General features: G+C 36.9%; 12 protein-coding genes and 2 pseudogenes. 1 reads left to right on the forward strand and 13 read right to left on the reverse strand.

All coding sequences use genetic code 11. The annotated features are described in order from the left end of the window. Positions 1 to 260: 260 nt before the first annotated feature. Positions 261 to 1,622, forward strand: coding sequence for a phosphatidylserine decarboxylase family protein (locus OC457_RS07645; RefSeq protein WP_080176379.1), 1,362 nt, complete (start codon positions 261 to 263; stop codon positions 1,620 to 1,622). A gap of 528 nt (positions 1,623 to 2,150) precedes the next feature. Here OC457_RS07645 and OC457_RS07650 read toward each other — a convergent pair. From OC457_RS07650 to OC457_RS07710, 13 genes and pseudogenes are all read right to left on the reverse strand, one after another. Beyond that, positions 2,151 to 2,672, reverse strand: coding sequence for a hypothetical protein (locus OC457_RS07650; protein ID WP_080176378.1), 522 nt, complete (start codon positions 2,670 to 2,672; stop codon positions 2,151 to 2,153). Between the two features lie 196 nt (positions 2,673 to 2,868). Further along, a pseudogene (locus tag OC457_RS07655) lies at positions 2,869 to 2,985 on the reverse strand (DUF188 domain-containing protein); the annotation flags it as partial. A gap of 407 nt (positions 2,986 to 3,392) precedes the next feature. After that, positions 3,393 to 3,515: pseudogene (locus OC457_RS07660) on the reverse strand (DUF188 domain-containing protein); the annotation flags it as partial. Positions 3,516 to 3,645: 130 nt separating this feature from the next. Further along, positions 3,646 to 6,138: a polysaccharide lyase 8 family protein gene (locus OC457_RS07665; protein WP_235867001.1), complete on the reverse strand. Its 2,493-nt coding sequence runs from the start codon at positions 6,136 to 6,138 to the stop codon at positions 3,646 to 3,648. 1,014 nt (positions 6,139 to 7,152) lie between these two features. Beyond that, positions 7,153 to 7,965, reverse strand: coding sequence for a hypothetical protein (locus OC457_RS07670; RefSeq protein ID WP_080176376.1), 813 nt, complete (start codon positions 7,963 to 7,965; stop codon positions 7,153 to 7,155). Next, the gene (locus OC457_RS07675; RefSeq protein ID WP_235867000.1) at positions 7,949 to 8,563 is read right to left on the reverse strand and encodes a hypothetical protein; all 615 of its coding nucleotides are present in this window, start codon (positions 8,561 to 8,563) and stop codon (positions 7,949 to 7,951) included. The genes OC457_RS07670 and OC457_RS07675 overlap by 17 nt, the downstream gene beginning before the upstream one ends. A gap of 3 nt (positions 8,564 to 8,566) precedes the next feature. Next, complete coding sequence (locus OC457_RS07680) at positions 8,567 to 9,034, reverse strand: nickel transporter (RefSeq protein ID WP_080176375.1); 468 nt, start codon at positions 9,032 to 9,034, stop codon at positions 8,567 to 8,569. A 354-nt stretch (positions 9,035 to 9,388) separates the two neighbouring features. Next, the gene (locus OC457_RS07685; protein WP_080176374.1) at positions 9,389 to 9,676 is read right to left on the reverse strand and encodes a MarR family winged helix-turn-helix transcriptional regulator; all 288 of its coding nucleotides are present in this window, start codon (positions 9,674 to 9,676) and stop codon (positions 9,389 to 9,391) included. Positions 9,677 to 9,716: 40 nt separating this feature from the next. Further along, entirely contained in the window at positions 9,717 to 11,021 is a 1,305-nt protein-coding gene (locus OC457_RS07690; protein ID WP_080176373.1) for a site-specific integrase, read from the reverse strand. Beyond that, positions 11,021 to 11,995 carry a contractile injection system protein, VgrG/Pvc8 family gene (locus OC457_RS07695; protein WP_080176372.1) on the reverse strand — a complete coding sequence of 325 codons (975 nt, stop codon included), beginning with the start codon at positions 11,993 to 11,995 and terminating at the stop codon, positions 11,021 to 11,023. Before OC457_RS07695 ends, OC457_RS07690 begins: the two co-directional genes overlap by 1 nt. Before the next feature lie 3 nt (positions 11,996 to 11,998). Next, complete coding sequence (locus OC457_RS07700; protein ID WP_060999062.1) at positions 11,999 to 12,202, reverse strand: hypothetical protein; 204 nt, start codon at positions 12,200 to 12,202, stop codon at positions 11,999 to 12,001. Continuing rightward, positions 12,199 to 12,567, reverse strand: coding sequence for a phage tail protein (locus OC457_RS07705; protein ID WP_060999065.1), 369 nt, complete (start codon positions 12,565 to 12,567; stop codon positions 12,199 to 12,201). The genes OC457_RS07700 and OC457_RS07705 overlap by 4 nt, the downstream gene beginning before the upstream one ends. Positions 12,568 to 12,575: 8 nt before the next feature. Beyond that, the gene (locus OC457_RS07710; protein WP_262054051.1) at positions 12,576 to 15,707 is read right to left on the reverse strand and encodes a phage tail tape measure protein; all 3,132 of its coding nucleotides are present in this window, start codon (positions 15,705 to 15,707) and stop codon (positions 12,576 to 12,578) included. Positions 15,708 to 15,760 lie beyond the last annotated feature (53 nt).

Below are 15,760 nucleotides of genomic sequence, written 5' to 3' on the forward strand. Positions count from 1 at the left end.
CATTCTTAATAAAATTTCCCATTTATAAAAAATAAATTAGACCAAAATGATTAATTTAGTCTATGTTTTATCTCACTACTGTTTAAGCGTTACTGAATTACCTATTTATTATAATTGATTGTTTAAATATGAGTTTTAAACTTTAGGTTTTAGATAATGACTTAAATAACTAGTGTCGTTAATGTAAATGCATCATATATATTAATGTGATGTTCATGCTTTAGCGTTTTTAAATTTAAATTATCATTTGGTATAAAATTATGAATCAAACATATCCTCTAATAAAAGGCAATTGGCTTCCTAAAAACAAAGCTCATGTTGCAGCTTGGATTAAAGATTTAAAAACACGTACGCATTTAACGTCTAATTCAATCGCCCAACCGATTGTAGATTTTAAAGAGTTAGTAGAAAGTGATCCGACACTATTACGTCTTTCACAAGATATGTTTAGTGAGGCAAAAAGCCATAAAGAGTTAACACCTTTAGAAACACCTGAGGTAAATGACTTTGATGAGTTTTTGATTTTACTGAATCATATTATGACTCAAGCACCAGAATGTACTGAGTTTTTAGATCCTAAAACAGGTGCACTTGAACCTTGTGGTTTAATTGGCTTCCCTATTAATGCTCTACTTGATTGGCCAATGGCAACAGATTCAGGTTATACATTTTTTGCTAACGAACTTGTTAACCAACAATTTAAGAAAATTCTGACTTACTGGAGCCTATACCTTTCATCTCCAGCATCACGTTCAGTTTTAATTGAAAACCATCCAGACCGCACACCAAAAGTATTTGGTTGGTTAAGTGATAATGCGCAAAAAGAAATGGTGACTGTTGCTTGTCAAGCAGAAGCAAGTGATTCTGAAAATCACAATAAGCCTTTTGAGCATTTCTTTAACTGTGATCCAAGTGATCAGTACTATGGTTTTAAATCATGGGATGATTTCTTCACTCGTACATTTAAAGAAGGTGTAAGACCTATCGCAGAAGGCGATGATGTTATTGCTAACGCATGTGAATCAGCACCTTTGCAAGTCGTTACTAATGTCGCTAAATCTTCAAATTTCTGGCTTAAAGGTCAACCTTACTCACTAGAAAATATGATGGACTTTGATCCTCTAGCAGAGCAATTTGTTGGTGGTACTGTTTATCAAGCTTTCCTTAGTGCATTAAGCTACCACCGCTGGAACAGCCCAGTTAGTGGTACCATTAAAAAGACTTACATGGTTAACGGTTCATACTACTTAGGTAATCGTTATCAAGGCTTTAGCAATCCTGATGGTGCTGATGACAGTGCACCAAATAACTCACAGCCATTCTTAACTGCTGTTGCAACACGTGCGGTTATCTTTATTGAATCAGATAACCCTAAAATTGGCTTAATGTGCTTTATTGCTATTGGTATGGCTGAAGTGTCTTCTTGTGCGGTTACGGTTGAAGAAGGTCAACATATTAATAAAGGTGATGAGCTAGGTATGTTCCACTTTGGTGGTTCTACACATTGCTTAATCTTCAAACCAGACGTAGAACTTGAGTTTGATTTCCATAATACAACACCAGGTCTTGATGCAACGAACATTCCTGTATGCTCTCGCATTGCAACAATCAAGAATAAATAATTGTTCAGTGTCTGTATTAATGAAAAAATAAGTTAAATTTAACAATAAAAGCAGCCTAATTTAGGCTGCTTTTTTATGCCTGAATAAGTTCCAAACTGCATCTATTTTTATAAAAATCACTCCTTATTAAAACGACCTTCCCCTGCTTGGGCTACTCATATTGAGTGGATAATACGAGCAAGACCAATCATAATAAGCTTCTGTCCTAATCTATTTAATATTGAATGATCTTTTCATTATCTCCTACAGAAATGCAGGCAAAGGCAATACAGCAACTGTCGTTATTTACACCAGCCATAATGTTGATTCTTTTTATATTCACTTTAGAAATTTGTACTGCGGAAACTGCGGAAATAGAGCGTTTTTCGAAATAGCTTTTTATTGGGTATAATATATATTAAATGAGAAAACAACATCGCTATATCCTTTGTCATTAACAATAAAAAACTTAACATATATCAAGCAATATAATTAATAATGACAAAGGGAAAACATCTTTATTCTTTTTAGGGTTATAACAAAAGCTATTTATACCGCAACCATATTACGGGTTTCCTTTACCCACTGATTAATTCGTTCACCAATAGCTTCTGTATCCGTATATTGGTGTCTATCTCCTTCCACTTCTATACAGCAAATATTATCCTTACCGGCAACTTCAGCAGCAATTTCAGCATAAGAGCCAAAAGGATCATGCTTTTCTTGAATAATTAAGACTGGTTGTTCTTTTTCTTCAAGCGCAGATAATAGTTCTCGATCTGATTCTGAAAATAAACTCCACGCAACACCAATCAATACTAAGCGATCCCAAGTAATCGTACTTTGTGCTTTTAGGGTAATTAAACACCCAATAGATTTGGTGATCACAACATCGAAATGTCCAGATGGAAGATGACTTATTTCATTCTCAACACTAAAGGCTTGTTCGTGATCCCATGCGACAAACCGATGCATATCAATCTTTTCTTGTCGCCATCGAGTTGCTGATATTATTTTCAATAACCATGATTCAGTAATTGGCATTTTTCCAGGTATTGCTAAAATCTTCATAAATTATCCTTAGTTAGATTCATCATACAAAAATAATAATACCATAATAGCTCTATTTACCTATTAAAAGAGACACCTAAAAATACAATATTATTATTATTTAAAGTAAAGAATTTATCTGTACCTCTTTTTCAAGCCCAGTTCGAAGATAACAGCATAATCACAATTAAAATAATCATTCATATTAGAAATAACGTTAGCAATTGGAATTAGCTAAGAAAGCATCAAGTTTATTAGCAAAATTTTGGCGGTCAGGTTGTGTTAATGCAGACGATCCACCGGTCTGAATTCCACTACTCCGCATGGTTTCCATAATATAAAATAAACACCTGTACATACATACAGTTATTATTGTTTTTGCTAACTTCTTGTAATCGATAAGACATTGAATTTATTGATAACAAAGTTAGAGTATTAGCAGCAATTTAATTATGAATAGTATCCTTAATAATAGATAACTATTCAAAAACTCATCAACCACAATCGCTCATGATAAAGTCATGATAGAGAAAAAACTCGATCAATTTTATAATTTATTTGAATAAACTATTTCGTCCTTTAATCACTAACCTTTAAACCCTAAATACCCATTTTTATTAAATAATTATTTATATTAGCAAAACGTTAGCAATTGGAATTTAGCAAGAAAATAAGAATAAATGTGAATACAAATGAAGGGAGAAAAGAAGGTGAAATCAAGTTCACCTCTAAAGCTATAACCTATTGTATTTTATCGTTTTTAACCAAGAAAGCATCAAATTTATTGGCGAAATTTTGACGATCAGCTTGTGTTAATGCAGACGGTCCACCAGTCTGAACACCACTACTCTGCATGGTTTCCATATTAACAAAGGCCGCCTAAGCGACCTCTTAAATGGTAAGAATTTAACGTAATAAAGCTTTAAACAACCTGAAAAATAATTCTTTATCTTATCAGTGCTTACTTCCCATACGCTCAATAAAGATTAGATATTTATTGCTTATTTTTACGTATAAATACGCCCATAAATAAACCACATAAACTTATCCATCCCATAGTACCACCGCCTAAATTATCTTGATTTACCGTCAGTTTTTTATCTGATAAGAATTCAACTTTAAAATCATAACTCCTTCCTTTAAGATCTTGAACATCAACTATTAATTCATTCTTATTACTCAGTTGTAAACGTTGTTCAGGATCAAAAATTATCTTTGTCGGCTGATTAAACTCTAATTCTAATGTCGTTTGTGTTTGCAAAGGATCACTAATAGAAATATGTTCAATATTATCTTCTGTTTTTATCATTAACGCCATTTTGCTTAACACTGATATATTATCAGAAATAAAAACTTTTTTTTGCTCCCAAACATTAGCAGCAATTATTTTTTCATCTAGATTATTAATAATATGTGCAATGTTATCTTGTCTTAAGATATTAATTGGATTTTTAATTGCATATGTTGAAATATGCTCAATGCCAGTATCAGGAAATATAACATACGCATAACTATTATTTTCTCTGGTTTGCTCAATTGAAGCAGTAATAAATCTAGATGATACCTCACTATTTGTAATACCAATATCTCTCCAGTTTCCACTTCTAGTTTGTTGAAGTAAATTCAATTTTGTTGGAGTAAAAAAAACATAACCAAGAGCTGAATCCACTTGTTTGGGATCATGTAATAATAAACTTTTTACAGTTACATTATTGTACCCTTTCCATACGTCACCATTAACAAAAACATCAGTTGTATCTGTATCTGTTATTTTCCTATTAACAACTGTTGTTGTCACTTTCGCACCAATCGTTGAATTAATATTAGATCCAAGCATTACAATCCCTGAATCAAACATAAACCACGATTTTTTTGCGGTTAAGGTATCATCCCAATTTGAAAAATCCATCCCTGCGGCTCCTATATCTGCAAGTTTTACAGAGCCAACCCAGTCCATTTGAATATTACGTCCACCCTTAATTTTATTCCGCTGCCCCTGACACTCACCCATGATTTGATCATCAACCGTAGTACCTTCTAAACGATAACTATCAACAACAGGCCAATAATTATGATAATGATCTAGTTGCTTAGTATAAATATATCCCATTCCATCACCAGTAAACCACCCCCTCCTATTTTCTTTATTCATACATTCAAAATTACCTAATCGATTAGAATGCATAGCTAAACTAAATACCCAATCATCAGTACGATAAATAACTCTGTCCATCGCAGGAAATGGGAAAAAACCAGTTTGATTATCAGCGATAGAAATCGTAGAGTCTTGCATTAATTGCTGCGCTTTTTGATAATTATCTATTTGATTTGTTGAATCAAAAAAATCCAAATAAGTATCTTGACTAATTTGAGTCTTAATTAATTGCTTTAACGGATAGAGATATTGAGAAGGTGCGTAATCTATATAGAAAATTAAAGAAGTTAATATATTATGGCCAACATTATGCCCTTGTTCTTTAGGTCGAGATATAGCACGACCATTTACAAATTCCATCATAGTTCCACGATAGAGGAAAGGGGCATAATTTTTAAATATAAGCGGATAAATATTTTGTAATTTATTGGTATTTATTTGCCAAGGTGTATTTAAGACTAAATTAATTTGAGCACCAAGCCCGTTTAACAGAACGTTACCATAGGTTCCATTATACGCAATATCATAATGTTGTAAAAAACTACCGTCTTGATAAAATCCATCACGTTGATCAACATAATTTATCACAGAAGATAAAGCTGTTATCGCAGAAGATATTTCAGTGCTATTTTTAGCTAATATACCGCGTAATAAAACAACTTGCGTATTATCGGTGCGATTTCCTCCAGTTGATACGCGATAATTAGAATTACTAGATACATAAGAACCAGAACTAGCACCTAGATGTGTAGGTTCCGGTGTGAAATATCGAGTAGTATCGATATAAGAGGTAATTAATTTTAGAGGAAGTTGATCGTAAAGTATAATCAATAAATTATTAATATCTTTGGGTATACCAAGCTCCCAATTCCACCAATTACCCCATTCTTTAGCACCAACTTTATAATAATTTTTATTTAGAAATTGTAATCCATCAATTATTGTTTCTAGTATCATGGGATTATTCTGAAGTTTACCATCTCGAAGTTGATATGCTTTCGCCATAATAAACAAACGTTGAAAAGATATTCTTAATTTTTCGCCTAATACCTTTTTACCATCCTCAGTTTGATCATCTAACTTAATATCATTCCATAATGTATGCCGAGAAGGATCTATATTCATACTAGACCAATATTCTTGAGCTTTATTATTTGTAATAATCACCATATTCTTAAGTTTTTTATCAAATAAAACATTTTGTTTACCTAAAAAACCTTCAGACCATTTAACCCTAAGAACATGATATTCATCATTAAAATCAACAGGTTCAGCATAAACAAATGATGTAAAAAAAGAAATTAAAACAGATATTAAATATAATTTTCTCAAGCAGGATATCCTTTTTATTATGTTACATATAAAATTCAATTTTCTGACGGGTCATGACGCTTTTAAGTAACGCTAAAGTACACATCGGTTAAAGAATTAATTACAATCCGAACAATAAGCATCAAAACTTCAACACAATACTTGTATGTTTAATAAAATCACGAGTGATTAGTTTCGCTTTTAAAAACATACTTATATGGAATATAATTTTACATAAAAGGTCGCACTTATAGCAACAAAATTCATATGTTCGTATGTTCGTATGTTCATATACTCCTAAATTATTAGTAGAAATAGCAAAAAATTGCCTAATTTTAAACCAACTTTAATAGTATCATCTTCTGTGAACTGCGCTTGTGTTTAAACCAATCAGTAGGAACGACGGATAAAAGATAGGTTATGTGGGTCAAAGTTCAGGATATTCAGGGGAACATCTGGTGGGGCTTTTTAAGAAAATTATAATTGGCGTATGTCTGCTAGTTAATCTGTGTGTATTTCTAGCAATGGGATTCAGTAATTCGCTCGATGCCAAAGATGCAGCATCATTTGGTGGAGTATGCGCTGATACAATAGCGCAAAGAAATGATATCGGCATAAACGCTTTATTGATAACAAATGTGGTCTACATTTTTGTTTTGTTTATCTACAAATTTAGAACTAAAAAATGATGATTTACATTAAAGATATATAAACCAGAAAATTGATATGGTTCTGAAGAGTGCTATTTTTTTAGTGGGCGTTGAATAAATAATTGAGTTTTATTTTCTCGTTACTTAGTACACATAAATAGAGCTAAGATTAAATACCGCCCATTAAAGCTGTATTTTTTACCTAGATTATTTCATCCAAAAAAATGTCATGAATTAACGTTACGCATCACGCTCAGCCCTTCACCACCGAAAATGGTCTAAATCACCAACCTCGGTGGTGGTGGCTAAGATGGCCCGAAAATTTTTATTTCCCGAGAGTCTGACTCGTTTGAAGTTTCTGAGCGCCCAGAAGAACCTAACTACCTCAAACCTTTGGCTTTGATTGTGGTAGTATTAACTTCTCATTACTAACATCAGAACTAATTAGAGGCGTACTTCCATCAGTAATATGAAAACGCTCTAGGTGATTCTCAATAAACTTCTGACCTTGGTTGGTTAGTCTATCAATACTTTGATTAAGACTAACAATGTCTCTGTTTAGCTCTTCCAAGAAGCGAGTTGATGTATCAATGATATTACCCATTTTAGTATCGACAGCTCTGAATAGAATATCTTTTGCTCTTTCATTATCACCAAATTTTTCTTCGATTCTAATGAAGTCATTCATAGCTTCTTCAATAGCTGTATCTTGTAGCTCTTTATACTGAATGGTTTTTTCATATACAAGTTGTTGAGCACGACTTTTTAATTCAAGTTGCATATGACCAATGGCATTAATCGTCTCAACGTTTAACTTGGTCAATTGTTCAAGGTAAAGAGCAATCGCAGCAGTAGTACGCTCCATACGCTCAAACTCTTTCTCCTTTTTCCATTCTTGAATTTCAGCTACAGCCATTTCAATTTCACGAACTCTACGAACTTCAAGATCTACACCTAGTACTTTCTCTTTAGCCTTAAGTTCATGTTCAATTTCCATCTCTCTAGTTCTGATTTCGTGTTCAGATTTTGATTGAGCGGTTAAAGTTTCCATATTTCGTTGATGAGCAGAATCCCTTGACGATTCACTTCTATTATGAGCACTAGTCTTTAACGGCTCAGAAGCCCAATCACACAAAAGGTCAACTGGTTTACTGATGCAGTCTAGAAGAGCGCCACCTATTTTACTTAACCAACCCATTTTGTTCTCCTAATAATCGATTAAATTCTCTTTCAAAAAGAACTTGATCTTTTCTTCTTATATAATTAATTTCTGCAAGTCGATCCTTGTCTTTATCAAAAACTGAGAAGATTTTTTCAATCTGTGTAACTTTATCACCAAGGAAAAACGTGTCGATACAAGAAGTACTTTTAGATTGCTTAAAGCTCACCAATTCTTTGGTAATTTGTTTCAACTTTTTCTTAGTATCAACATCTTCAATATCAGTGATATTGTTTGAAAATTTTTCCAAATTACTATTAATAAAGATGGAATATTCTCTTTCAAAAGATAAAGATAAAAGATTTTCATTATTCTCATATTGAAAAAGAGCTGAAAAAAGTTGAGGATCTTCACTAATACTACGAGAAACAAGGTCTACCCTTGCCTCTCGTAAAGCTTTCAATAGCTCTTGCATTACTTTCGGTGCGATCACTTTCGTTTTCAGTTGCATTATTGAATTTAATACTCTCAATAAGATATCTACAGCATTTCGATGTAATTTTTTATCTAAAGCTTTACGTTGTTTGATTAGATGAAGTGCTCTGATCAAAAGTCTTATCTGAGTACTATTTCTCACTAATTAACTACCACTAACTGTAATCGTTGGCTTATTTGACTTGGCTTCTGAACGAATCTTACCAATAGTATCAAGTGTATGCTCTTCAATCAGGCTACTACTCAAATCTAAACTTTTAGTATAACTATCAACAAGTTCTTCTAACCACTTAGAAGCAACAGCACCATCAACTTGAGATTCACTAAGTGTATGAGAAACTTCTTTAAGTGTTTCAGAAAAGAACTTTGAGCGTTCTTTACGTAAATCTTCTTGTAATGTACTGGCGAACTTGATCTCTTCTTTATATTCTTTAACCAATGCTAGATAATTCTTCTCAAAGTTATATAGAATTTCTAACTTGGTCTTTAGAAGCTCTAGGTTTACATAACTGTTAAGTTCTTTTTTTAAAGCTTCTGTCAATTGAGCTTTGATTGAATCATCCGCTCCTGATGCTTTAACTGCCGAAGATATTAATTGATTTAAATCCATCATTACGTATTTCCATTGAATGTAATATTTAATGTATTAGTTGCATATTCAGGCTTATGTGTATATAAATCAAAGCAAATACATAATTATCTTGATCTTGCTCATATATGTTAGAATCATTAGCCTACATTTCAACCAAAATTATAATATTTAGTAATAGCTCAACTCTTGCTTTGCTCCTATTTAGTTAAAAACTAAATAACAAATGAGAATTAACAGAATATCTATAAATATCGAATATAAACGTTAATAGAGCAAAAAACATTTAGGAAATTGAACACAAAAATATCAGTTTAGAAACAACTTTTACACTGCCGCACTGTTAAATTATGTCTAAGTCACTACATAAATTTCAACTCACCCCAACGAATAAACAAACTCAAGTCCGCCATTCATTCGAACATGGCCACCTCTCACCAAATACCCTCTTTCCCAAACCGTCTTCAACAAAGTACTGGCCCACGAACAAGACAACTCACAACGTTCGGCAATCTGCTCTGCTGTTACCTTTTCACCAAGCATAATCGACTGCAGAACTTTCAACTGGGTTTTACTCAATTTAATTAAGCCAACTTGATGAGGAACTGCTCGTGCTGCTCCCATCAAATTAGCGTTGATTTGTTCGTTTTTCGTACAAATCTGCATTCTTATTATCATCCGCTGAGGTTTATAATGAAAAGTGGCTTCAAGCCAGTCTGGATAAGGGTTTATCGATGATTGGATTTTGAATCGAGACAGGTGCTAGACAGGTACACCATCCTTTTTTAAGCCATTTATGGTACGTTTCTAACGCTTCTTTCTTCTGTAATTCCATATGTGTATGGATATAGGCTTGATCTAGCTTATCCCTCGCATGATTGAGCAAAGATTCACAGACAATGTAATCAACACCCAATTCCGCCCATATTGATCGTGCTCGCTTTCTAAGATCATGAGCACTCCATGCTTTCTTTGACACTCCCCGTACCCATTCACTGGCTTTAGCACTGTGGATTGGCTGATTATTCCAACGAGATAACGGGAACAAGTGATCACTGTTATAGCCTAGCTCACGTTGCCATGCTTGATATGAACGTAATAGTTCAATCATCTCGGCAGTCAGTGGATAGCTCATTGCTACCCCGTTCTTGGTATCTTCTTTAGGAATTAGCCACCGTTTTTCAATAAAGCTGATGTTCTTCCATAAAGCCTTTCTGGTTTCACCAATACGAGAACCATGGGCTAACATCATCATCAGTAATAATCGTTGTGGTGGTTGCTGTTGGCCAATCGCCGGCAATATATCAATCAGATCTTCAGTATTCACTCGACAGCCTTTTATTTGAGCTTCTGTAACAGAGAAAGTCTCAGGGAAAAACGTCTTAAATTGGACCTCTGATAGTGGATTGGCGGTAATGTGTTTCAATCGTCTAGCGATAGAGAAAGCCGTTTTCAATAAGAAGAAATTTGCCCTCACGTAACTCACTGAATAGCCTTGCTCAAACATAGGCTGAATCAAGGCACTGTCTATCTTTTGATGGTCTATATCTGTGATAGCAACCCCATGAAATAGGCTCATCACATGAGTTTCAGCCATACTTTTTAGGTTATTCAATCGCTCTTTCGTGGAACGCTTTAAGGTACATTGCCTCTGAACATGCCAATCAACCAGCTGATCTACCGTTTCAAATCGATTACATTCAATGGCTTTTCCTTTGGCTATTTGGACTGATACCGCACTCACCACATCCATAATGTCTTTGGCCTGAGTGCCAGGATATTTCGCAATCCGATATGGGTATTGTTTACCCGCTTCATAACGATAAAACCACCACGTTCCACCGGTTCGAGATGCGTTAAACCGTAAGTAAAGTGGGCATCGGACATCTTTTAACTGGCGTACACGTTGATCATTAATATGACGTTTGATTTGAGCATCAGAGATTTTTACAGGGAGTGTTGCAGAAAAGAAGGCATGTTGATTAAAGCGAATTTTACTGTTTGTGATCATTACTCACCTATTAACGTGGCTTGAATACTCATTCGATTGGGTTGTAATCCTTGACCAGAGAACGACACTTGATCAACAGAACATTGACCTTTGAAGGCACGAGGGAAAGTATCATCAAGTAGCACTAGCCCTTCGGCAAAAATAGTGGGATTGGGCGGTGCTTCAATGCTGATTTTCCGTCCTTGCCGTTGCATTTTTCGAAGCTCTGCAGCACATGCTTGTTCTGCTTCCTTCTTGGTGTTCTTATCTTTGCCTAATGACTTGAACGGTTTACTCCCCACTTTGACTTGTTGCCGGCTTCCATCTGCCGTTGAACTATAAAAAGCCTTAACACCATTAAAATCTTGTCGACCATCTAATTCTGCAGACACATTAACAAAGTCACTATTACCTGGATGATTTACTATGGGGAGTGACAGCGTAACGCTTTTAATATTCTTACCTGAAGCACTACGTTGTTCACCAATTGGCACAAAGATGAACCGCCCTTCAACAGGTTTCGCTATTGCATCATAAGACTTGGCCAAGCGGTTCATAAATGCCGGCGTACTTTCATCAGAACGATCTATGTGCTCGATTTCAATTTTTTGTAATCGCGGATGAACAAAAACATCAAAGCCATGAGGAGTAAGACAGTCATACACTATTTGTCCTACTGTTGTTTTATCCCAACTGCACGACTTACGTTCACGATAACCACTTTCATCTTTGATAGAGAAAGGCGCAACCGTGAGGACTAACGTGATCTCTCGTGGGTATAAACTCACAGACCGTTTTGATATCTGAAAACTATCACGTACAACATCCCCCAATCGCACCGAATAGCGTTCACCTTTGGCTGGCAGTCCATCAACATCATCAGAGCTCACCACCAAAGTGACGTTATCGCCTTCAGTACCATTGCCATCATTCAACCGCCATGACTTTAAACGGTCCAAGATCAAATCAGCATTATTGCCTATTAGATAAAACATTCTTTAATCCCATGATTTAATAACACGTTGCGTTTTAGGTACCTGCTTAACTTGAGGTAACACCACTTCGGTATCGACAAAAAAAACCTCACGCCGAACGTGAGGATTTAATTGATAGAAGGCTTGTTCTAATTGGTCATTATCTTGACCAGTGTGCTTATAGAGTAAATCGGTGATCAACTCACCGGCTTTGGCGCTTACCTTCACTCGCGGTACTCCTTCAATTGCAGCATGACATCTGTCACCATGGCTTGGCCGTTATGGATCAATGCCGACTTACCTTCTTTCAGTTGTTGAATCGTCCATTTACCTAAGTTAATACCTTGGCCATCACTGACTTGTTGTGGTAATTCAATCAACATTCGCAGCTTTTCAACCGACTCTTGCGCCCCGTATTGCAACCATTTGGCGGTTATATCAAGGGTTTCAAGCGGTCTGCCCGTCATTTCAGAGCGGGCGTCATAAATCAAACTGACTTCTGAATACGCGCCTGGTGATGTTCTTTCAAACTTCATAATCGGTGTTTTGTCACCCACAGAAAAAACGAACTCACCTATCACTAAGTGGTGCATAACGATCCTTAGCTATCTCTATCAATAGCGGCATAACTAAATTGGGTTGATAAAGTGTTCTCACCCATTAATGACGATAATTGTTGGTTCATTTGACGGGTAATTTCTTGCGCTATCAGCTTTTCATCTTGACCCGCTGCAGCCGTTATTTGAAAGGTAGGTGAAAATGATATAGGTGGGCTTTGCTTGGCCATCGCCTCTTTACTTTGAACTTCATCGACTTTTTTAGCGGTTTCTTCGGGTGAATCAAGTTTCTTACCAAACCAGCCACCGAGCATTTCACCGCCCATGCCACCGGCAATAGATCCCAACAAACCACCAATCGCAGTACCGATACCAGGTAAAATGAAAGTACCAATGGCTGCACCTAACGCACCACCGCCCATAGAGCCACCAATATCACCCAATGCACCGCCAGTTTGTTCCATATCACCATTAATGACACCTTCAGCAACAGAAGAGGCATTCATCATCATTCCTAACGGTTTCAATACCTTGGTCAGCCCTGTTTTGCCTACGGTTTCAGCAATATCACCACCAATACCAATGACATCCATGGTATCTGATGCCATCGCGCTCATGGGGGTTAATGCTAATCCTGAACCAGCCAATGCCATGGCCATACCTTTAGGCGTGATATGACTCATCAATGATTGAGCACCTGAACCCACTTTTTGAGCGATACGGCTTTCAGTTACCGAATTAACAATCGAACCTAAGCCCATTGATTTACTGCTTGTTGTTGGCAATAAATCCGATCCTGCTAATGCTACGCCAGCCCCTTTGGATGAAATAACAGGATCTATTAAAGATTGAGCATCAGAGCCCACCTTTTGAGCGATACGGCTTTCAGTCACCGTATTAACCATCGAACCTAAACCCGTTGATTTATCTTTTATGGCCGTTGATGGTTTTCTTTGAGGATCAATAACATCTGATGCTCTTGCCGTCATTGGCAGTAAAGCCGATCCTGCTAAAGCCAAGCCAGCCCCTTTGGGTGAAAAGACATGATCCATTAAAGACTGAGCGCCAGAGCCCACCTTTTGAGCCATGCGACTTTCCATAACAGAACTAAGTAAACCACCGAGTCCTTTACGACGACCACGAACACGGCGACGACCTTTACGCTTTTTACGGGAACGAGCGTCTTTACCTACACTGCTATTGCCTTTACTTTCTGGCCCTTGGCTAGATGAAACAGCCGCATTTAAGCTTCTCCAACGTTTGGCAGCCAATGCTGCAATCCGTCCACCGTCTTGGGTTTCACGATTTAAACCTTTCGTAAATAAACGGGTTTTATCCATCGAGTTACCAAAGACGAGTGATAAGGCCTTACCCGCTAATAGCACCCCTTTCAAACCAATAAATGCTGCAACACCAAGACCTACCGCTTGAGTAACACCGGTATTCGCTTCAGCAAAGTTAGCCAGTAAATCAACACCTTTACCTAACGGCTCAAGTACCCAATTAAGGGCTGGCAATAACGCACTACCAAATACCACACTGAGTCGATTTAACTTATTCACAAACATATCAATGCCACTGCCAGTGGTACTAAGTTTGGCATCATATTCTTGATTCAGTGACTCTCGATGAACCGATGTATCTTCTTTTGATAGCGTTAACAGCTTGGAGAAATTCGCCATATTGCCCGAGAGTGATGCCACAGCACCTTTGGCTTCTTCACCAAATATCTGACTCAATATGGCGCTTTTATCTTCTTTTGGTGCCTGATTAACGGCATTAAGCACTTCAATTAAGGTCCCTGATGCATCGTCTTGCATTCTTGCGGCAATATCATCAGCATCTAAACCAATTGAAGCCATCGCCTTTTGTTGAGTACCACTGGCCGCATCACCTAACGTCAATCGACCAGATATATTCTTCAAGGCCGTTGCTGCACGCTCTTCACCCATGCCTAATGACAATAATGAAGCCGATAATGCCGTGGACTCATTAACTTTAAAGCCACCGGTTTTGGCTGATGCCCCTTCACGCGCCATCACACCCGCAATATCTTTTGCTTTGGCATTTGAGTTATTTGAAAGGTAGTTAGCAAGACCCGCTACATTCATTGCCCCTTGTTGATCAACACCTAATGCCGCTTTAAAGATTGATAAGGTTTCACCGGCTTGACCCGCATCCATATCAAAGGCAACCCCCATCTTGGCCGAATCAAGCACAAAACTTTTTAGCTCATTGATGTCTTTAATGCCGCTTTGACCACCTGCAGCTAACATCGCATTGACATTATCGGCACTCATAGGTGTGGTGGTTGAGGTTTTCAGCACCCACGATTTCAATTCGGTGGACTGCTCATCACTCATGTTGACGACTTTTTTCACATCAGCAAATGAGGTTTCATTTTTAATCGCAGTCCAAATCGATCCAACAATCGGTGCTGCAGCTGCTGCTAACCCTGTTGCTTCACTGCCTATTTCGCCTAGCTTCGCTTTACGACTATCAATCCGACCTTGAATTGATTGCATCTCTTTTAATCGAGCATTCTGCTTTTCAAGGGCTAAAGTGGCTTTATCAGCTTGTTGCTTTAAACGGTTTTGTTCATCACCAAGTTTATCAGTACTGACACCCGCCGCCTGCAGTGAGCTTTTTAACTTGTTTAAGGTGTTATGTTGCTTCTCTTGCCTGTCGGTTAACTTACCCAACTTACCACTGGCACGTTTATAAGCGACAGAGAGATCATTAGTTTGGGCTTTGTTCTGATAAATCTCAGTATTTAACACTTCAAGTCGAAGTTGGGCTTCTTTTAGCTTAACTTGTAAGGCTTGTGCCCCTTCCTTTGAGGCTTCTTTCATTTCCTGATTTAACCCACGAATTTCGTTCTGAGTTAAATTGTATTCACCTCGTAATTGAGTGGTTTTCTGCTTACTCTCAGCTATCGCAGCACTAAGAGACGTCATGGTGCTTTTGGTTTCAGTTAATTGAGCAGACAGTTTTTCAGCCCTAAGCTCTGCTGCTTCAAAGCCTTTAATGCCCTTTAACTGACCATTTAATGACTGAACCTCACCCCGTTGTGCTGCCAGTGCTGCCGTTAACCGCTCTGTTGCGGTAGTGGTTGAAACAATGTCTTTAACGCCTTTGACTGACGCATCTAAAACAAAACTAATCTTTTCCGTCATTGTTTGACTCCGAGCTTAGATAAGATCAATTCATAACGCCGTAATGCCTGGTC

It is taken from the genome of Photobacterium toruni, assembly GCF_024529955.1.
GTDB classification, from domain to species: Bacteria; Pseudomonadota; Gammaproteobacteria; order Enterobacterales; family Vibrionaceae; genus Photobacterium; species Photobacterium toruni.